Source organism: Peribacillus sp. NPDC058002 (assembly GCF_042886655.1).
Classification (GTDB): domain Bacteria; phylum Bacillota; class Bacilli; order Bacillales; family DSM-1321; genus Peribacillus; species Peribacillus aracenensis.
Map to the genome: position 1 here is coordinate 1 of NZ_JBHVQU010000017.1, position 18,298 is coordinate 18,298.

At 40.6% G+C, this 18,298-nt stretch carries 32 protein-coding genes and 1 pseudogene; all 33 read right to left on the reverse strand.

Going from position 1 to position 18,298, the window contains the following annotated elements; genetic code table 11:
* Positions 1-210 precede the first annotated feature (210 nt).
* The 33 genes and pseudogenes from rpsK to ACFVSH_RS05775 all read right to left on the reverse strand — a co-directional run bounded on the left by rpsK (position 211) and on the right by ACFVSH_RS05775 (position 18,265).
* A complete protein-coding gene (gene rpsK / locus ACFVSH_RS05615) occupies positions 211-600 on the reverse strand; it encodes a 30S ribosomal protein S11 (protein WP_028390438.1) in 390 nt (129 codons plus the stop codon).
* A gap of 22 nt (positions 601-622) precedes the next feature.
* Complete coding sequence (gene rpsM, locus ACFVSH_RS05620; protein WP_034304978.1) at positions 623-988, reverse strand: 30S ribosomal protein S13; 366 nt, start codon at positions 986-988, stop codon at positions 623-625.
* A gap of 22 nt (positions 989-1,010) precedes the next feature.
* Positions 1,011-1,124 carry a 50S ribosomal protein L36 gene (gene rpmJ / locus ACFVSH_RS05625; protein ID WP_003156543.1) on the reverse strand — a complete coding sequence of 38 codons (114 nt, stop codon included), beginning with the start codon at positions 1,122-1,124 and terminating at the stop codon, positions 1,011-1,013.
* A 40-nt stretch (positions 1,125-1,164) separates the two neighbouring features.
* Entirely contained in the window at positions 1,165-1,383 is a 219-nt protein-coding gene (gene infA, locus ACFVSH_RS05630; RefSeq protein WP_028390440.1) for a translation initiation factor IF-1, read from the reverse strand.
* Positions 1,384-1,425: 42 nt separating this feature from the next.
* Positions 1,426-1,877: pseudogene (locus ACFVSH_RS05635) on the reverse strand (M24 family metallopeptidase); the annotation flags it as partial.
* A gap of 71 nt (positions 1,878-1,948) precedes the next feature.
* Positions 1,949-2,602 (reverse strand): adenylate kinase, encoded by a 654-nt coding sequence (locus ACFVSH_RS05640; RefSeq protein ID WP_387604868.1) that lies wholly within the window; start codon positions 2,600-2,602, stop codon positions 1,949-1,951.
* Between the two features lie 58 nt (positions 2,603-2,660).
* A complete protein-coding gene (gene secY, locus ACFVSH_RS05645; RefSeq protein ID WP_192207446.1) occupies positions 2,661-3,956 on the reverse strand; it encodes a preprotein translocase subunit SecY in 1,296 nt (431 codons plus the stop codon).
* Positions 3,956-4,396 carry a 50S ribosomal protein L15 gene (gene rplO, locus ACFVSH_RS05650; protein ID WP_034304982.1) on the reverse strand — a complete coding sequence of 147 codons (441 nt, stop codon included), beginning with the start codon at positions 4,394-4,396 and terminating at the stop codon, positions 3,956-3,958. The genes secY and rplO overlap by 1 nt, the downstream gene beginning before the upstream one ends.
* Positions 4,397-4,428: 32 nt before the next feature.
* Positions 4,429-4,611 (reverse strand): 50S ribosomal protein L30, encoded by a 183-nt coding sequence (gene rpmD, locus ACFVSH_RS05655; protein WP_076372857.1) that lies wholly within the window; start codon positions 4,609-4,611, stop codon positions 4,429-4,431.
* Between the two features lie 16 nt (positions 4,612-4,627).
* Positions 4,628-5,128 carry a 30S ribosomal protein S5 gene (gene rpsE, locus ACFVSH_RS05660; protein WP_034304987.1) on the reverse strand — a complete coding sequence of 167 codons (501 nt, stop codon included), beginning with the start codon at positions 5,126-5,128 and terminating at the stop codon, positions 4,628-4,630.
* A gap of 22 nt (positions 5,129-5,150) precedes the next feature.
* Positions 5,151-5,513, reverse strand: coding sequence for a 50S ribosomal protein L18 (gene rplR, locus ACFVSH_RS05665; RefSeq protein WP_053349055.1), 363 nt, complete (start codon positions 5,511-5,513; stop codon positions 5,151-5,153).
* Positions 5,514-5,545: 32 nt separating this feature from the next.
* Positions 5,546-6,082 (reverse strand): 50S ribosomal protein L6, encoded by a 537-nt coding sequence (rplF, locus tag ACFVSH_RS05670; protein ID WP_387604870.1) that lies wholly within the window; start codon positions 6,080-6,082, stop codon positions 5,546-5,548.
* 30 nt (positions 6,083-6,112) lie between these two features.
* The gene (rpsH, locus tag ACFVSH_RS05675) at positions 6,113-6,511 is read right to left on the reverse strand and encodes a 30S ribosomal protein S8 (protein WP_034304995.1); all 399 of its coding nucleotides are present in this window, start codon (positions 6,509-6,511) and stop codon (positions 6,113-6,115) included.
* A 30-nt stretch (positions 6,512-6,541) separates the two neighbouring features.
* A complete protein-coding gene (locus ACFVSH_RS05680; RefSeq protein WP_034304998.1) occupies positions 6,542-6,727 on the reverse strand; it encodes a type Z 30S ribosomal protein S14 in 186 nt (61 codons plus the stop codon).
* A 25-nt stretch (positions 6,728-6,752) separates the two neighbouring features.
* Positions 6,753-7,292, reverse strand: coding sequence for a 50S ribosomal protein L5 (rplE, locus tag ACFVSH_RS05685; RefSeq protein WP_048677889.1), 540 nt, complete (start codon positions 7,290-7,292; stop codon positions 6,753-6,755).
* 29 nt (positions 7,293-7,321) lie between these two features.
* Positions 7,322-7,633 carry a 50S ribosomal protein L24 gene (gene rplX, locus ACFVSH_RS05690; RefSeq protein WP_034305002.1) on the reverse strand — a complete coding sequence of 104 codons (312 nt, stop codon included), beginning with the start codon at positions 7,631-7,633 and terminating at the stop codon, positions 7,322-7,324.
* A gap of 43 nt (positions 7,634-7,676) precedes the next feature.
* The gene (gene rplN, locus ACFVSH_RS05695) at positions 7,677-8,045 is read right to left on the reverse strand and encodes a 50S ribosomal protein L14 (RefSeq protein WP_034305005.1); all 369 of its coding nucleotides are present in this window, start codon (positions 8,043-8,045) and stop codon (positions 7,677-7,679) included.
* A gap of 41 nt (positions 8,046-8,086) precedes the next feature.
* The gene (rpsQ, locus tag ACFVSH_RS05700) at positions 8,087-8,350 is read right to left on the reverse strand and encodes a 30S ribosomal protein S17 (protein WP_048677887.1); all 264 of its coding nucleotides are present in this window, start codon (positions 8,348-8,350) and stop codon (positions 8,087-8,089) included.
* 18 nt (positions 8,351-8,368) lie between these two features.
* Positions 8,369-8,572, reverse strand: a complete 204-nt coding sequence (gene rpmC, locus ACFVSH_RS05705) for a 50S ribosomal protein L29 (RefSeq protein ID WP_034305010.1) — start codon at positions 8,570-8,572, stop codon at positions 8,369-8,371.
* Positions 8,562-8,996 (reverse strand): 50S ribosomal protein L16, encoded by a 435-nt coding sequence (gene rplP / locus ACFVSH_RS05710; RefSeq protein WP_034305012.1) that lies wholly within the window; start codon positions 8,994-8,996, stop codon positions 8,562-8,564. The genes rpmC and rplP overlap by 11 nt, the downstream gene beginning before the upstream one ends.
* A gap of 1 nt (position 8,997) precedes the next feature.
* The gene (rpsC, locus tag ACFVSH_RS05715; protein WP_034305014.1) at positions 8,998-9,654 is read right to left on the reverse strand and encodes a 30S ribosomal protein S3; all 657 of its coding nucleotides are present in this window, start codon (positions 9,652-9,654) and stop codon (positions 8,998-9,000) included.
* Positions 9,655-9,657: 3 nt separating this feature from the next.
* The gene (gene rplV / locus ACFVSH_RS05720; protein WP_034305017.1) at positions 9,658-9,999 is read right to left on the reverse strand and encodes a 50S ribosomal protein L22; all 342 of its coding nucleotides are present in this window, start codon (positions 9,997-9,999) and stop codon (positions 9,658-9,660) included.
* A gap of 17 nt (positions 10,000-10,016) precedes the next feature.
* Positions 10,017-10,295: a 30S ribosomal protein S19 gene (gene rpsS / locus ACFVSH_RS05725; protein WP_034305018.1), complete on the reverse strand. Its 279-nt coding sequence runs from the start codon at positions 10,293-10,295 to the stop codon at positions 10,017-10,019.
* Between the two features lie 60 nt (positions 10,296-10,355).
* Positions 10,356-11,186, reverse strand: coding sequence for a 50S ribosomal protein L2 (gene rplB, locus ACFVSH_RS05730; RefSeq protein ID WP_034305021.1), 831 nt, complete (start codon positions 11,184-11,186; stop codon positions 10,356-10,358).
* A 26-nt stretch (positions 11,187-11,212) separates the two neighbouring features.
* Complete coding sequence (gene rplW, locus ACFVSH_RS05735; protein ID WP_034305023.1) at positions 11,213-11,497, reverse strand: 50S ribosomal protein L23; 285 nt, start codon at positions 11,495-11,497, stop codon at positions 11,213-11,215.
* Positions 11,497-12,120, reverse strand: a complete 624-nt coding sequence (gene rplD, locus ACFVSH_RS05740; RefSeq protein WP_192207444.1) for a 50S ribosomal protein L4 — start codon at positions 12,118-12,120, stop codon at positions 11,497-11,499. The genes rplW and rplD overlap by 1 nt, the downstream gene beginning before the upstream one ends.
* Positions 12,121-12,145: 25 nt before the next feature.
* Positions 12,146-12,775, reverse strand: a complete 630-nt coding sequence (gene rplC, locus ACFVSH_RS05745; RefSeq protein WP_192207443.1) for a 50S ribosomal protein L3 — start codon at positions 12,773-12,775, stop codon at positions 12,146-12,148.
* Between the two features lie 40 nt (positions 12,776-12,815).
* Entirely contained in the window at positions 12,816-13,124 is a 309-nt protein-coding gene (gene rpsJ / locus ACFVSH_RS05750) for a 30S ribosomal protein S10 (protein ID WP_019244375.1), read from the reverse strand.
* Positions 13,125-13,544: 420 nt separating this feature from the next.
* Entirely contained in the window at positions 13,545-14,732 is a 1,188-nt protein-coding gene (gene tuf / locus ACFVSH_RS05755; protein WP_192207442.1) for an elongation factor Tu, read from the reverse strand.
* Positions 14,733-14,853: 121 nt separating this feature from the next.
* Complete coding sequence (gene fusA / locus ACFVSH_RS05760) at positions 14,854-16,932, reverse strand: elongation factor G (RefSeq protein WP_260288190.1); 2,079 nt, start codon at positions 16,930-16,932, stop codon at positions 14,854-14,856.
* A gap of 45 nt (positions 16,933-16,977) precedes the next feature.
* A complete protein-coding gene (gene rpsG / locus ACFVSH_RS05765; RefSeq protein ID WP_048677878.1) occupies positions 16,978-17,448 on the reverse strand; it encodes a 30S ribosomal protein S7 in 471 nt (156 codons plus the stop codon).
* A 41-nt stretch (positions 17,449-17,489) separates the two neighbouring features.
* Positions 17,490-17,912 (reverse strand): 30S ribosomal protein S12, encoded by a 423-nt coding sequence (gene rpsL / locus ACFVSH_RS05770; RefSeq protein WP_387705215.1) that lies wholly within the window; start codon positions 17,910-17,912, stop codon positions 17,490-17,492.
* A gap of 104 nt (positions 17,913-18,016) precedes the next feature.
* A complete protein-coding gene (locus tag ACFVSH_RS05775; RefSeq protein WP_034305040.1) occupies positions 18,017-18,265 on the reverse strand; it encodes a 50S ribosomal protein L7ae-like protein in 249 nt (82 codons plus the stop codon).
* Positions 18,266-18,298 lie beyond the last annotated feature (33 nt).

The window sequence follows — 18,298 nt, forward strand, 5'->3', positions numbered from 1 at the left end:
GAGACATATATTTGGATTTTCTATTTCGATCATCAATAAACCCTCCTTCAAAACGTCAAAACCCCGGCAAGTAAACGAAGTCACTTAAACCGAAATTCCCCATGTATACGTTCCCGCTGTGCGCAACAACTGAAAATTAATCCTCTGTAAGAACGCAAACTCAGTATTATATCCCATTATTGACAGGAATACAAAATCTATACAGAAAAATTAAACACGGCGACGTTTTGGTGGACGGCATCCGTTATGTGGAACTGGAGTTACATCTTTAATTGCAGTTACTTCTAGGCCAGCAGCTTGAAGTGCACGAATAGCAGCCTCACGTCCAGCACCAGGTCCTTTAACTGTAACTTCAAGAGTTTTCATACCATGTTCAATTGATGTTTTAGCAGCTGTTTCAGCAGCCATTTGTGCAGCGAATGGAGTGGATTTACGAGATCCACGGAATCCTAAAGCTCCAGCACTTGACCAAGAAATAGCGTTACCATGAGAGTCAGTGATCGTAACGATAGTGTTATTGAATGTTGAACGAATATGAGCAATACCAGTTTCTATATTCTTTTTCACACGACGTTTACGTGTATTAGTTTTACGTGCCATGAAAAGTAACCTCCTTTACTAATTATTTTTTCTTGTTAGCTACAGTACGACGAGGTCCTTTACGCGTACGAGCATTGTTTTTTGTATTTTGACCGCGAACAGGAAGACCACGACGGTGACGTAAACCACGGTAAGAACCGATTTCCATTAAACGTTTGATGTTTAGGGAGATTTCACGACGAAGGTCGCCTTCTACTTTAAGCTTGTCAATGATATCACGAATTTTGTTCAATTCGTCTTCCGTTAAGTCACGAACGCGAGTTTCTTCAGAAACGCCTGCTTCTGCAAGAATCTTGATCGCTGTTTGTTTTCCAATACCATATATATATGTTAATGAGATAACAATACGTTTGTCACGGGGAATATCTACTCCAGCAATACGTGCCATGCTTGAGTGCACCTCCTTCTATTTAGCCTTGTTTTTGTTTATGTTTAGGGTTTTCGCAAATAACCATAACTTTACCTTTTCTGCGGATAACTTTACACTTTTCGCAGATTGGTTTGACTGATGGTCTGACTTTCATTGCTATCTAACCTCCTTATACAGATCGGAGCGTAACCGGATTATTTGAACCGGTATGTGATTCTGCCGCGAGTTAGATCATACGGGGAAAGCTCAACCGTAACTTTATCTCCAGGCAAAATGCGAATAAAGTGCATACGAATTTTACCGGATACATGAGCTAAAACAGTATGACCATTTTCTAATTCTACCTTAAACATTGCATTTGGCAAAGTCTCTTGTACTGTGCCTTCTACTTCAATTACATCATCTTTCGCCATTAAAGTGATTCTCCCTTCTCTATGCGTGAACCTATTAAAGGTGCACATCTTTCCGTCAACATTACTACAGTCCAATTATCCTCATAAGTCTTAAAATTCTGCATCAAGTATTCACCATTTTGTAGAACCAGGCTTTAACTGAGGACCTTTATCAGTTGGACCGAAATGAGGATTTTATGGGTCCTCATGTAAGTCTTGACCGATTCCGTGACCGACATACTCTCGAAATAGAGAAGCAATTAGTCTCGACATAGGTTTGAATAGCATGGGAGATGTTTGAAAGGCGCACGCCTGACATAGCTTCTTTCAACCCTCTATATCACGACTCTTTAGGAATCCCAATAGAGTCACTGCATTTCTTCATCAATTTTGCCGACCGGATATGTCCATGAAGATCACTTAAAAAGTAATCGCCCAATTCAGGGAATACCAAGTACAAGAACCTGATTAATAAATGTGCGAATGCTCTCGCGAAATCCATTATACCCTTTGTATTATAGGAATGCACCAAGTTTAACTAGTAAGTTATAAAAATGGTATGAATTTCATAAATCAATACGAACGATTAATTTTGTAAAGCACCAAGCAACACATCAATATTTTCAAATACCTTATTAATATCTTGCTGTCCGTTAATGTTGACCAAGTATCCTTTTTCTCCGTAGAAATCAAGAAGTGGTTTGGTTTGTTTCAAATTCACATCTAAGCGATTTTGAACCGTTTCTGCATTATCGTCGGCACGTTGATATAATTCTCCGCCACAGCGGTCGCATACATCATCTTTTGCAGGAGGATTGAATACAAGATGGTATGTCGCACCACAAGATTTGCAAATACGACGTCCTGTCAATCTTTCCATTAAAATGTTTTTATCAACATCGATATTAATGACAAAATTTATTTTGCGATCTAAATCAGTTAGAATGCTTTCAAGTGCCTCTGCCTGTGCCACAGTACGTGGAAACCCATCAAGCAAAAATCCTTTTAGGCAGTCTTCCTTGCTTAAACGTTCACGTACGATGCCAATGGTAACTTCATCAGGTACCAATTCGCCTTTGTCCATGAATGATTTCGCCTTTAGACCTAATTCTGTTCCATCTTTGATAGCTGTTCGGAACATATCTCCAGTAGAGATATGAGGGATATTATATTTTTCTACGATTTGTTCAGCTTGAGTGCCCTTACCAGCACCCGGCAGACCCATTAAAACTAGATTCAATTTTCTTCCCCCTCAAACTCTATAATGGGTAAAGGGAACAAGGCGTTCCCAAAACTCATTACTTTATAAAGCCTTTATAGTGTCTCTTCACAAGTTGTGATTCCAGCTGCTTCATCGTATCAAGGGCAACCCCCACTACGATCAGCAAACTGGTACCGCCAATCTGTGCAGATTGAGGCAGATCAGCGAGCTTAATGAAAAATACCGGTAAAACGGCAATGATGGCCAAGAATATGGAGCCTACAAACGTCAAACGGTATAAAACACGTGTTAAATATTCTTGTGTACTCTTACCTGGACGAATCCCCGGCACATAGCCACCTTGCTTTTTCAAATTCTCAGCCATTTGTTCAGGGTTAACCTGAATGAATGCATAAAAATACGCAAAAGCAATGATAAGAGCAACATAGATGATCATACCAATTGGCTTGGTATAATCTAGATTTGCTGATATCCAACTAGTCACGCTGTTCTTTCCAAAGAAAGAAGCGATTGTAGTGGGAGTAATGATAAATGCCATTGCAAAGATTACCGGAATAACCCCCGCAGCATTTACTTTCAATGGTAAATGAGTAGACTGGCCACCCATTTGTGTACGACCTACCGCAGCACGTTTCGCATACTGAATAGGAATTTTACGTAATGCCTGCTGAATGAAAATAACAGCAACCACGATTGCTAATACTGCTAAAACAATGAGGATAATCGTTATGATTCGCAAGAATAATTGATCACCGGCATTTTCAAATTGTTGGGCGTAAATCTGATTTGCGGTATTAGGCAAACTAGCTACGATACCAGCAAAGATAATGATGGAAATCCCATTACCCACACCCTTAGCAGTGATCAGCTCCCCTAACCACAAAAGAAAAGCTGTTCCTGCCGTTAAGACAGTCGCAATAAGCAAGTATGTTGCAATTCCAGGATTTTCAATCAACTGGCCACCTGACATATTATTGAACCCATAAGACATACCAACTGCTTGGATGAATCCTAGGATAATAGTGAAGTAACGAGTGAATTGTGCTAATTTACGGCGCCCTGCTTCTCCTTGTTTAGACCATTCAGTGAACTTAGGAACAACATCCATCTGTAACAGCTGAACGATGATGGATGCCGTGATGTACGGCATGATACCCATCGCTAATATAGAAAAGTTTTGCAGTGCCCCGCCGCCAAAGGTATTTAAAAGGCCTATGACGCTCAGCTGGTCCTGTTCAGCGAGAAAATCGGCATTCACATGCGGTACAGGTATAAATGTACCGATGCGATAGACGATTAACATTAGAAGGGTAAAAATAATCTTATTCCTTATTTCACCCACGCGCATAAAATTGGAGATCGTGCGAAACATTAGATCACCTCTGTATTACCGCCAGCAGCTTCGATAGCTTCTTTAGCAGTAGACGAGAATTTGTGAGCTTTAACAGTAAGCTTTTTCTCAATGCTTCCTTTGGCAAGAATTTTGATTCCTGCTTTTTCTTTACTTACAACCCCAGTCTCAAGTAAAAGAGCTGGTGTTACTTCAGTACCGTCTTCGAAAAGATTTAACGTATCAAGATTCACGATAGCATAGTCTTTACGGTTGATGTTGGTAAATCCACGTTTAGGTAAACGTCTGAATAGAGGAGTTTGTCCCCCTTCAAATCCAAGACGCACACCGCCGCCGGAGCGAGCGTTTTGTCCTTTATGTCCTTTACCTGCTGTTTTACCGTTACCAGATCCAATACCGCGACCTTTACGTTTACGTTCTTTACGAGAACCTTCTGCAGCTTTTAACTCATGAAGTTTCATGTTGGCACCTCCTTGTTAAGTTAAAAATTATTTTATTGTTCTTTTACAGTAACAAGATGAGCAACTTTGGTAATCATACCGCGAATCGCAGGGTTATCTTCTTGGATAACCGTTTGATGCATTTTGCGTAAACCCAAAGTGTTAACTGTAACACGTTGATCTTCAGGACGACCAATTAAGCTGCGAGTGAGGGTAATTTCTAATTTATTAGCCATAATTCGATTTCCCTCCTTATCCTAACAGTTCTTGTACTGATTTTCCACGTAACTTAGCTACGTCTTCAGCACGTTTCAATTGCTTCAATCCTTCAATTGTTGCGCGAACCATATTAATAGGTGTATTAGTACCTAGTGATTTAGACAAGATATCGCTAACTCCGCCTAATTCAAGTACCGCACGAACAGGACCACCAGCAATTACTCCTGTACCTTCAGAAGCTGGTTTCAATAGAATGTGACCTGCGCCATAGCGACCGTTCACAAGGTGAGGAATTGTAGTACCAACCATTGGTACAGTAATTAGATTTTTCTTAGCATCCTCAATAGCTTTACGGATAGCATCCGGAACTTCTTGAGCTTTACCAGTACCAAATCCAACATGACCATTTTTATCACCAACAACAACTAGTGCAGTGAAACGGAAACGACGTCCGCCTTTAACAACTTTAGCTACACGATTTACTGTAACTACGCGTTCTTCAAGTTCTAATTTATTAGGATCAATGCTACGCATCTGTTATGTCCCTCCTTATCCATTAAAATTCTAAGCCGTTTTCACGAGCAGCGTCAGCCAATGCTTTTACACGACCATGGAAGAGGTAACCACCGCGGTCAAATACCACAGCTTTGAAACCTTTTTCAACAGCACGTTTCGCAATAAGTTCGCCAACTTTTTGAGCTGCTTCAGCATTGCTACTAGCTTCGATACCGATCTCTTTATCAAGAGTTGAAGCACTTGCTAATGTTACGCCTTTTGCATCGTCAATTAATTGTGCGTAAATGTGTTTGTTTGAACGAAACACATTTAAACGAGGACGAGCTTCTGTTCCAGAAAGCTTAGCACGTACACGCGCATGTCTTTTCTGACGAGTAGCATTTTTATCAAGCTTCGTAATCATTTACGTCACTCCTTTCGTTTACTTATGCGGCATTACTTACCAGTTTTACCTTCTTTACGACGAACGAATTCGCCTTCGTAACGGATACCTTTACCTTTATACGGCTCAGGCGGGCGAACATCACGGATATTAGCAGCTAGAGCTCCTACACGTTCTTTGCTTGCACCTTTGATGATTACTTTTGTATTAGAAGGAACTTCGACTTCAACGCCAGCTTCTGGCTCTATTTCTACAGGGTGGGAATATCCTACGTTAAGGATAAGCTTGTTACCTTGCTTTTGTGCACGGTACCCAACCCCAATAAGTTCAAGTGATTTTACAAAACCTGTTGATACACCTTCAACCATGTTAGAGATAAGTGCGCGAGTAGTACCGTGTAAAGAACGGTGAGCCTTCTCGTCAGACGGACGTGTAACAGTTAACACGTTCTCTTCAACAACGATTGAAAGGTCAGGATTGAATGATCTAGTTAATTCACCTTTAGGTCCTTTAACAGTTACTTCACTACCAGTAATAGTAACTGTTACGCCTGCAGGGATTTCAATAGGTTTTTTACCTATACGAGACATAATGTGCACCTCCATTCTTGTGAAAATGTATTACCAAACGTATGCTAAAACTTCTCCGCCAACTTGTTTAGAGCGAGCTTCCTTGTCTGTTAAAACTCCGTGAGAAGTAGAAACAATTGCGATACCTAAACCGTTAAGAACGCGTGGTACCTCTCCAGTTTTTGCATATACACGCAAACCAGGTTTGCTGATACGTTTTAGACCAGTGATAACACGTTCGTTGTTTGCACCGTATTTTAAGAAGATACGGATGATACCTTGTTTGTTGTCTTCGATTAATTCAAAGTCACGTACGAAGCCTTCACTTTTTAAGATCTCAGCGATTTCCTTTTTGATCTTTGAAGCAGGAACTTCCAGTTTTTCGTGACGAACCATATTCGCATTACGGATGCGAGTAAGCATATCTGCAATAGGATCTGTCATGACCATTATATTTTACCTCCTTCCCAAACTCGGGTTTTACCAGCTAGCTTTTTTAACGCCAGGAATTTGTCCTTTATATGCAAGTTCGCGGAAACAAATACGACAAAGTTTAAATTTACGTAATACAGAATGTGGACGTCCGCAACGTTCGCAACGTGTATATTCTTGTACTTTAAACTTCTGTTCGCGTTTTTGCTTTACGATCATAGACTTTTTAGCCACGATTTCGCCTCCCTTTATTTAGAGATTACTTTTGGAACGGCATTCCAACTTGAGTAAGTAGTTCACGAGCTTCTTCGTCAGTGTTGGCAGTCGTTACGATAACGATGTCCATACCACGAACTTTGCTCACTTTATCGTAATCAATCTCAGGGAAGATAAGTTGTTCTTTAACGCCTAATGTATAGTTCCCACGTCCGTCAAAGGATTTCTTTGAAACGCCGCGGAAATCACGTACACGCGGTAAAGATACAGATACTAGCTTATCAAGGAATTGATACATACGCTCTCCACGTAATGTAACTTTCGCTCCGATAGGCATACCTTCACGCAAACGGAAGCCTGCGATTGATTTTTTTGCTTTTGTTATAACTGGTTTTTGACCTGTGATCAATGTAAGTTCTTCAACAGCTGTATCCAAAGCTTTCGAGTTAGATACTGCGTCACCCACACCCATGTTAATAACGATTTTCTCAATGTTTGGTACTTGCATTACTGATTGATAGTTGAATTTACCCATCAATGACGGTGTAATTTCACTTTTGAATTTTTCTTTAAGGCGGCTCATTGCTTAGTGTACCTCCCTTCATTTATGACTTATTTATCTAAAGATTCACCTGAAATTTTAGCTACGCGTACTTTTTTACCATTTTCGATCTTATATCCAACACGAGTCGGTTTACCTGATTTAGGATCAAGTGGCATTACATTGGATACGTGAATAGCAGCTTCTTTACTGATAATTCCACCTTGTGGATTAAGTTGAGATGGCTTGGAATGCTTTTTCACGATGTTAATTCCTTCAACAAGCACACGATTTTGTTTCGGATATGCAGAAAGAATTGTTCCTTGTTTGCCTTTGTCCTTACCAGAGATGACTACGACTTTGTCACCTTTTTTAACATGCATTAGCTTGGCACCTCCTTGAAAGGCTTTATACAAATTTTACATATTATAGAACTTCTGGAGCAAGAGAAACGATCTTCATGAAACTATTGTCACGTAATTCACGAGCAACAGGTCCAAAAATACGTGTTCCACGTGGGCTCTTATCGTCACGGATAATTACACATGCGTTTTCATCAAAACGAATGTAAGAACCGTCAGGACGACGCATACCACGTTTTGTACGGACAACAACAGCCTTAACGACTTCACCTTTTTTAACAACGCCTCCTGGTGTTGCCTGTTTAACTGTACAAACGATGATATCACCGATGTTTGCAGTTTTACGGCCAGAACCACCTAGGACTTTAATTGTTAGCACTTCACGAGCACCAGAATTGTCAGCGACTTTTAAACGAGATTCTTGTTGAATCATGTACGGTACCTCCCTTCGGAATTAGCTTAATCCGAACTATATTAAATGATTACTGCTTTTTCTACTACTTCTACAAGACGGAAGCGTTTTGTAGCTGAAAGTGGACGAGTTTCCATGATACGTACTACGTCGCCTGCTTTAGCTTCGTTTAGCTCGTCATGAGCTTTAAACTTTTTAGAGTATTTCACGCGTTTACCGTATAAAGAATGCTTTTTATAGGTTTCTACAACTACTGTAACTGTTTTATCCATTTTGTCGGATACTACGCGTCCAGTGTAGATTTTGCGTTGGTTGCGTTCGCTCATTCTGCAAACCTCCATTCATTATCGATTAGTGACACCGATCTCTCTTTGACGAACAACTGTTTTCATACGAGCAATCGATTTGCGAACTTCACGGATGCGAGCTGTATTTTCAAGTTGTCCAGTAGCTAACTGGAAACGAAGATTAAATAGTTCTTCTTTAAGAGATTTTAGTTTTTGTTCAATTTCAGCAGTGGTTAGATCTTTGATTTCATTAGCTTTCATTTGTTTCACCACCAATTTCCTCTCTTTTTACAAACTTGCATTTGATTGGAAGTTTGTGTGCTGCAAGGCGCAATGCTTCTCTTGCCACCTCTTCAGATACACCAGAGATTTCAAACATAACTTTGCCCGGTTTAACTACTGCTACCCAACCTTCAGGAGCACCTTTACCGGAACCCATCCGTACTTCAAGCGGCTTAGCTGTGTAAGGTTTGCTTGGGAAGATTTTGATCCAAACTTTCCCTCCACGTTTCATATAACGAGTCATCGCAATACGAGCTGCTTCGATTTGGCGGTTTGTGATCCAGGAAGCTTCTTGAGCTTGAAGTCCAAATTCTCCGAAATGAACTTCAGTGCCGCCCTTAGCCATCCCTCTCATCTTACCGCGGTGTTCACGACGGTATTTTACGCGTTTTGGCAATAACATATTATTTTCCTCCTTCCTCAGATTTCTTCTTAGTAGGAAGAACTTCTCCACGGTAGATCCAAACTTTCACGCCTAGCTTACCGTAAGTAGTATCTGCTTCAGCATGAGCATAATCTATGTCTGCACGAAGTGTGTGAAGTGGAACTGTTCCTTCGCTGTAATGTTCAGCACGAGCAATATCAGCACCGCCAAGACGACCAGAAACTTGAGTTTTGATTCCTTTTGCTCCAGAACGCATAGTACGTTGGATAGCTTGCTTTTGAGCGCGACGGAATGAAACACGGTTTTCTAATTGACGAGCGATGTTTTCTGCAACCAATTTTGCGTCAAGATCTGCTCTTTTAATTTCAATGATATTGATATGAACTCTTTTGCCAGTTAACTGGTTCAAAGCTTTACGAAGTGCTTCGACTTCAGTACCGCCTTTACCGATAACCATTCCTGGTTTAGCAGTGTGGACAGATACATTGATACGGTTAGCTGCACGTTCGATTTCAACTTTTGAAACAGAAGCATCATTTAGACGTTTCGCGATATATTCACGAACTTTGATGTCTTCATGCAAAAGAACTGCGTAGTCTTTATCAGCGTACCATTTGGATTCCCAGTCACGGATTATCCCGATACGCATACCGATTGGATTTACCTTTTGACCCACAGATTACCCCTCCTTCTTTTCTGATACAACGATTGTAATATGACTAGTACGTTTGTTAATTGCACTCGCACGACCTTGAGCGCGAGGACGGAAACGTTTTAATGTTGGTCCTTCGTTAACGTATGCCTCTGAAACGACTAGGTTATTAATATCCATTTCGTAGTTATGTTCTGCATTTGCAATAGCAGATTTCAGAATTTTTTCTACGACTGGAGAAGCAGATTTTGGTGTTAAGCGAAGAATCGCTACTGCTTCACCTACTTGTTTTCCTCGAATTAAATCTGCGACTAAACGCACTTTACGAGGAGCAATACGAACTGTTTTAGCGACAGCTTTAGCTTGCATGAGATGCCCTCCTCTCATTAACGTCTTGTTTTCTTGTCATCACTTGCGTGACCTTTATAAGTGCGTGTAGGCGCGAATTCGCCTAGTTTGTGACCTACCATATCTTCTGTTACATAAACCGGCACATGCTTACGACCGTCATAAACGGCGATTGTGTGTCCGATGAATTGCGGGAAGATTGTTGAGCGACGAGACCAAGTTTTTACTACCTGTTTCTTGTCAGCTTCATTTAACTTTTCAACTTTAACCAATAAATGATCATCAACAAAAGGTCCTTTTTTTAAGCTACGACCCATGCGAGTACCTCCCTTCGTGACTGTTCTACGGTTCTATATATGAACCGTAGTTCAATCCCGTTATTTTTTACGACGACGTACGATAAATTTATCGGATTTATTTTTCTTCTTACGAGTTTTGAATCCAAGAGTAGGTTTACCCCATGGAGACATTGGTGATTTACGTCCGATTGGCGCTTTACCTTCACCACCACCGTGTGGGTGATCATTCGGGTTCATTACAGATCCACGAACTGTTGGGCGTTTACCTAACCAACGGTTACGGCCAGCTTTACCAATGTTGATAAGTTCATGTTGTTCATTACCAACTTGACCGATAGAAGCACGGCAAGTAGCAAGAATCATACGAACCTCACCTGAGTTTAAACGTACTAGTACATAACGACCTTCTTTACCAAGTACTTGAGCAGATGTTCCTGCTGAACGGACTAATTGTCCACCTTTTCCTGGTTTAAGTTCGATGTTATGAATTACTGTACCAACTGGGATATTGATAAGAGGTAGAGCGTTACCCACTTTGATGTCAGCTTCTGGACCTGACATAACTTCCAAACCTACTTCTAGGTTTTTCGGAGCTAGGATATAACGTTTTTCTCCATCAACGTAATTAATTAATGCAATGTTTGCAGAACGATTTGGATCGTACTCAATAGTAGCAACGCGTCCTGGTATACCATCTTTATTCCGTTTGAAATCGATGATACGGTATTGACGCTTGTGGCCGCCACCTTGATGACGAACTGTTAACTTACCTTGGTTATTACGGCCGCCTTTGCTGTGTAAAGGAGCAAGTAATGATTTTTCCGGTTTGTCTGTAGTGATCTCAGCAAAATCGGAAGTTGTCATATTACGTCGACCGTTAGAGGTAGGTTTATACTTCTTAATCGCCATTTGTATTTCCCTCCTTCTCTAATGAATTAAGCCTCGAATAGCTCGATTTCTTTGCTGTCAGCAGTTAATTTAACAATAGCTTTACGGCGCTTGTTAGTATAGCCTGCATGTTTGCCCATGCGTTTGAATTTACCTTTGTAATTCATGATGTTTACTTTCTCAACTTTAACGCCGAAAATTTCTTGAACAGCATCTTTAACTTGAGTTTTATTAGCTCTAACATCAACTTCAAAAGTATATTTCTTTTCAGCCATTATGTCTGAAGAGCGTTCAGTGATTACGGGGCGCTTAATGATATCGCGTGCATCCATTATGCAAGCACCTCCTCTACTTTTTCGACAGCTGATTTAGTCAAGATCAATTTGTTGTGTGAAACAACATCAAGAACATTAAGACCATCAGCTTCAACTACAGTAACACCAGGGATGTTACGTGCAGAAAGAGCAACTTTCTCATCTAAACCGTCAGTAACCACTAATGTTTTAGTGTCAACAGAAAGGTTTTTAAGAACCGCTACAAACTCTTTTGTTTTTGGAGCTTCGAAAGACAAGCTTTCAAGTACCAAAATGTTCTCTTCCAATGCCTTTGCAGACAATGCAGATTTAATAGCTAAACGACGTACCTTTTTAGGCAGCTTGTAAGAGTAAGATCTTGGAGTTGGTCCAAAAACAATACCACCGCCACGCCATTGTGGAGAACGGATAGAACCTTGACGCGCACGTCCAGTTCCTTTTTGTTTCCAAGGTTTACGTCCACCGCCTGCTACTTCAGAACGGTTTTTAACTTTATGAGTTCCTTGACGTAAGGAAGCTCTTTGCATGATGATTGCTTCAAATAATACGTGATTATTAGGTTCGATACCAAAGATGGATTCATTTAGTTCGATGTCGCCAACTTGAGAACCTGTTTGGTTGAACAATGTAACTTTTGGCATTCTATTGCTCCTCCTTTCTTAGAAATTACTTTGCTTTAACAGCAGATTTAACTTTGATCAATGCTTTTCTAGCACCAGGTACATTACCTTTGATCAATAGTAGGTTACGTTCAACATCAACTTTAACGATAGCTAAGTTTTGAACAGTGATTTGTTCTCCACCCATACGTCCTGGTAAAAGTTTACCTTTGAATACGCGGTTTGGAGCTACAGGACCCATTGAACCTGGGCGACGGTGGTAACGAGAACCGTGAGACATTGGTCCGCGAGATTGTCCATGACGCTTGATAGAGCCTTGGAATCCCTTACCTTTTGAAATTCCTGATACATCTACTAAATCGCCTTCAGCGAAAATACTAACATTGACTTCTTGACCGATCTCATATTCGTTAAGATCCGTTCCGCGGAATTCGCGAATGAAGCGCTTAGGAGTAGTATTTGCTTTTTCAACATGGCCCTTTTCAGGTTTGTTAGAAAGCTTTTCACGTTTGTTTTCAAAACCAACTTGAACTGCTTCATAGCCATCAGTTTCAACAGTTTTCTTTTGAAGAACCACGTTATTAGCAGCTTCGATAACTGTTACCGGAATAAGTTCACCGTTTTCAGCAAAAACTTGAGTCATACCGATTTTTCTTCCTAAGATTCCTTTGGTCATAAGTCACACCTCCTAGAGTAATTGTTCATATTTATATGAATTATAATTTGATTTCAATGTCAACGCCTGATGGTAAATCTAAACGCATCAATGAGTCAACTGTTTGTGGAGTTGGATTAACGATGTCGATTAGACGTTTATGCGTACGCATTTCGAATTGTTCACGAGAGTCTTTGTATTTATGAACCGCACGTAGGATCGTATATACCGATCTTTCAGTAGGTAATGGAATCGGACCAGATACAGCCGCACCAGAACGTTTTGCAGTTTCAACAATTTTCTCAGCAGATTGATCAAGAATTCTGTGATCATATGCTTTTAAACGGATACGAATTTTTTGTTTTGCCATAATTTTCCCTCCTTTTCGCCTATTTTAAAATAGACCTTCTCAATGGAAATTTCCCACACACTCGCCATGGCAAAGCGGCCGGGTGTGTCAGCAACCTTCCATATCATCGCAGTCAAAGACCAACATTGTCTATTATACATATAACACAAGTGAAATGCAAGATAAACTTAGATTTTTCTTGTGCAACACACTTTTATTATTATACATACTTTCACAAGTATTTACAAGTACATTCTTCGTGGACTTTCATATCCATTTTCTTCATTTCGGGAATGTTCAAGATACCCATAAAATGCACTTCATTTTTTTACAGATATATTATAGAAGAAAGTATATTCTTTAAAAATAAAAAAGAAGCAGATGGCGTCCCATCTGCTTCTTCCGGAAGGCGTCCCTTCCAATATTGTTTTATTGAATCAATTATTCTTGGATTGTAGCAACTACGCCAGCGCCTACAGTACGTCCACCCTCACGGATAGAGAATTTAGTACCTTCTTCGATAGCGATTGGAGCGATAAGTTCTACAGTCATTTCGATGTTGTCTCCAGGCATAACCATTTCTACGCCTTCAGGAAGGTTACAAATACCAGTTACGTCAGTTGTACGGAAGTAGAACTGAGGACGGTAGTTTGTAAAGAATGGAGTGTGACGTCCACCTTCTTCTTTAGAAAGAACATAAACTTCAGCTTTGAACTTTGTGTGTGGAGTGATAGTGCCTGGTTTAGCAAGAACTTGTCCACGTTGGATATCTTCACGGGATACACCACGAAGAAGTGCACCGATGTTGTCACCAGCTTCAGCATAGTCAAGAAGTTTACGGAACATTTCAACACCAGTTACTGTTGTTGGTTTAGACTCTTCGTTGAAACCGATGATGTCAACAACGTCACCGACTTTAACTTGTCCACGCTCAACACGGCCAGTAGCAACTGTTCCACGACCAGTGATTGAGAATACATCCTCAACTGGCATCATGAATGGTTTTTCAGTGTCACGAGTTGGTTCTGGGATATACTCGTCAACAGCTGTCATTAATTCATGAATTTTTTCTTCCCATTCAGCTTCTCCTTGAAGAGCTTTTAGAGCAGATCCTTTGATAACTGGAATGTCATCGCCAGGGAATTCGTATTCAGAAAGAAGGTCACGAATTTCCATTTCTACTAATTCAAGAAGTTCTTCGTCATCAACCATATCGCATTTGTTCATGAATACTACTAGGTATGGTACACCTACTTGACGAGAAAGAAGGATATGCTCACGAGTTTGTGGCATTGGGCCATCAGCAGCAGATACTACTAGGATTCCGCCGTCCATTTGTGCAGCACCAGTGATCATGTTTTTAACATAGTCAGCATGTCCTGGGCAGTCAACGTGTGCATAGTGACGAGTAGCTGTTTCGTACTCAACGTGTGCAGTAGAGATTGTGATACCACGTTCTCTTTCTTCTGGAGCACCATCGATTTGGTCATAAGCGCGAGCTTCTGCGCCACCAGATTTAGCAAGTACAGTTGTGATTGCAGCAGTTAAAGTTGTTTTACCATGGTCGACGTGACCAATTGTTCCAACGTTAACGTGCGGTTTTGAACGATCAAATTTAGCTTTTCCCATTAGGAATTCCTCCTTAAAATTATAAATAATAGATTAAGTATATAGGGGCTGTGAAAGAAGACTAATTCTTCCATCACAGCTTACATAAGATAGTTATACTTTAATAAGAGATGAAAATCAATTATTCACCTTTATTTTTTTTGATGATTTCTTCAGAAATGCTCTTAGGTACTTCTTCATAATGATCGAAGTGCATAGAGAATGTTCCGCGTCCTTGAGTGTTAGAACGTAGAGATGTAGCATATCCGAACATTTCAGATAGTGGAACCATCGCTTTAACCATTTGTGTGTTACCGCGAGCTTCCATACCTTCTACACGTCCACGACGAGATGTGATATCTCCCATGATGTCGCCTAGGTAATCTTCTGGAATAACTACTTCCACTTTCATGATTGGTTCAAGGATGACAGGACTACATTTAGAAGCTGCATTTTTAAGTGCCATGGATGCAGCGATTTTAAATGCCATTTCATTGGAGTCAACGTCATGGTAAGATCCGTCGAATAATTTTGCTTTGATGTCGACTAGCGGGTAACCAGCAAGTACACCACGGTCAAGTGAATCAACTAATCCAGCTTGTACAGCAGGGATATATTCACGTGGTACTACACCACCGACGATAGCATTTTCAAATTCGAATCCTTTACCTTCTTCGTTTGGACCAAATTCGATCCATACGTGTCCAAATTGTCCACGACCACCAGATTGGCGAACGAATTTACCTTCAACCTTAGCTGAACCACGGAAAGTTTCACGGTATGCTACCTGAGGAGCACCAACGTTTGCTTCCACTTTGAACTCGCGACGCATACGGTCAACAAGGATGTCCAAGTGAAGTTCACCCATACCAGCGATGATAGTTTGACCAGTTTCTTGGTCAGTGTGCGCACGGAATGTTGGATCTTCATCTTGAAGCTTTTGTAAAGCTTGAGACATTTTGTCTTGGTCTGCTTTTGATTTCGGTTCAACTGATAGTGAGATAACTGGCTCTGGGAATACCATGGACTCAAGAATTACTTGGTTCTTGTCATCACAAAGAGTATCTCCAGTTGTAGTATCTTTCAATCCTACAGCAGCTGCGATATCTCCTGCATATACAGTGGATATTTCTTCACGGCTGTTTGCGTGCATTTGAAGGATACGTCCAATACGTTCACGTTTTCCTTTAGTTGAGTTGATTACATAAGATCCGGATTCTAATGTACCTGAGTACACACGGAAGAATGTAAGTTTACCAACGTAAGGGTCAGTCATAACTTTAAACGCTAAAGCCGAGAACGGTTCAGCATCATCTGAATGACGTTCCACTTCTTCTTCTGAATCCGGTAATGTACCTTTGATAGCTGGTACATCCAAAGGAGATGGAAGGAAGTCGATAACGTTATCAAGCATTAATTGAACACCTTTGTTTTTGAAAGCTGATCCGCAAATAACAGGGAAGAATTCAACATTAACGGTTGCTGTACGAATAGCTGCTTTCAATTCAGCAATGCTGATTTCTTCGCCGCCAAGGTATTTTTCCATTAAGTCTTCATTAACTTCTGCTACTGCTTCAATTAACTTCTCACGGTATTCTTCAGCTAATTCCCGGTGTTCTTCAGGAATTTCACCGACAGTGATATCAGTTCCTAGGTCATTACCATAGAAATGAGTTTTCATTTCAATAAGGTCGATGATTGCAGAGAATTGATCCTCTGCTCCGATTGGTAACTGAACTGGGTGAGCATTAGCTTGTAAACGGTCGTGGATTGTTCCAACTGAATACAAGAAATCTGCACCGATTTTGTCCATTTTGTTTACGAATACGACACGCGGTACACCGTATGTTGTAGCTTGGCGCCAAACTGTTTCAGTTTGAGGCTCAACACCTGATTGGGCATCAAGTACAGCTACAGCTCCATCAAGTACGCGCAAAGAGCGTTCAACTTCAACTGTGAAGTCTACGTGTCCTGGTGTATCGATGATGTTTACACGATGACCTTTCCATTGTGCAGTTGTTGCAGCGGAAGTGATCGTGATTCCGCGTTCTTGTTCCTGTTCCATCCAGTCCATTTGTGAAGCACCTTCGTGCGTTTCACCAATTTTGTGGATTTTACCAGTATAATATAGAACACGTTCTGTTGTAGTCGTTTTACCAGCATCGATGTGAGCCATGATACCGATATTACGAGTGTTTGCTAAGGAGAACTCTCTTGCCATTTGGTCTTTCTCCTTCCTTCTATAAGGATTTTATAGTGTTTGATCTTACCAGCGATAATGTGCGAAAGCTTTGTTGGCTTCAGCCATTTTGTGAGTATCTTCACGTTTCTTAACTGCTGCTCCAGTGTTGTTAGCAGCATCCATGATTTCATAAGCTAAACGCTCTTCCATCGTTTTTTCTCCACGAAGGCGAGAGTAGTTTACTAACCAACGAAGTCCTAGAGTCGATTTGCGGTCTGGACGCACCTCAACTGGTACTTGGTAGTTAGCTCCACCCACACGGCGTGCTTTTACTTCTAGTACAGGCATGATGTTTTTAAGTGCTTGATCGAAAACTTCGATCGGCTCATTGCCAGTACGTTCTTTGATTAAATCAAATGCAGAGTAAAGAATTTTTTGTGATTTACCTCTTTGTCCATCAACCATTAATTTGTTGATTAAGCGAGTCACAAGTTTTGAATTATATATTGGATCTGGTAATACGTCTCTTTTCGTTACAGGTCCTTTACGAGGCATTATATTTCCTCCTTTCAAGAAAGTTCAATTTTTGTTTAAGATTATTTTTTTGTTGCTTTCGGACGCTTAGTACCGTATTTAGAACGGCCTTGCATACGATTGTTAACTCCAGCTGTATCAAGAGCACCACGTACGATATGGTAACGTACCCCTGGTAAATCTTTAACACGACCGCCACGGATAAGAACCACGCTGTGTTCTTGTAGGTTGTGACCGATACCTGGGATATAAGCTGTTACCTCGATACCGTTTGTTAAACGTACACGCGCATATTTACGTAACGCGGAGTTTGGTTTTTTCGGTGTCATAGTACCCACACGAGTGCAAACACCACGTTTTTGCGGAGATGATACGTTAGTTTGTGCTTTTTTAAAGCTGTTGTAGCCTTTGTTAAGTGCTGGAGATTTTGAATTAACCTCTTTAGACTCGCGTCCTTTACGCACTAATTGATTAATAGTAGGCATTACATTTTTCCTCCCTTCACGTTTTCATTTCTAGTACCACACATCCAGGTGGTTCATAAATGGGTAAAAACAAAGTCTTTGCAAATATAATTGCAAAAACATCTTTACTTTTTGATGGCAACAGTTGCTGCTCCGACATCAATACCACATGCTTTGCCAAGCATTCTCATCGAATCAACATATGTGATAGGAACATCCAATTCTTTGGCTGTCTCAACGACACGCCCAGTCAAGTATATATCTGCATCATCAGCGATGATAACTTCTTGAATTAAATTGTTTTTAAGAGCTCTAACTGCTTGTTTCGTCCCTATAATCACTGACTTTGCCTGTATTACTTTTTCATAAGACATGATCCATATCCTCCAAAGTTACAGGGTAACATA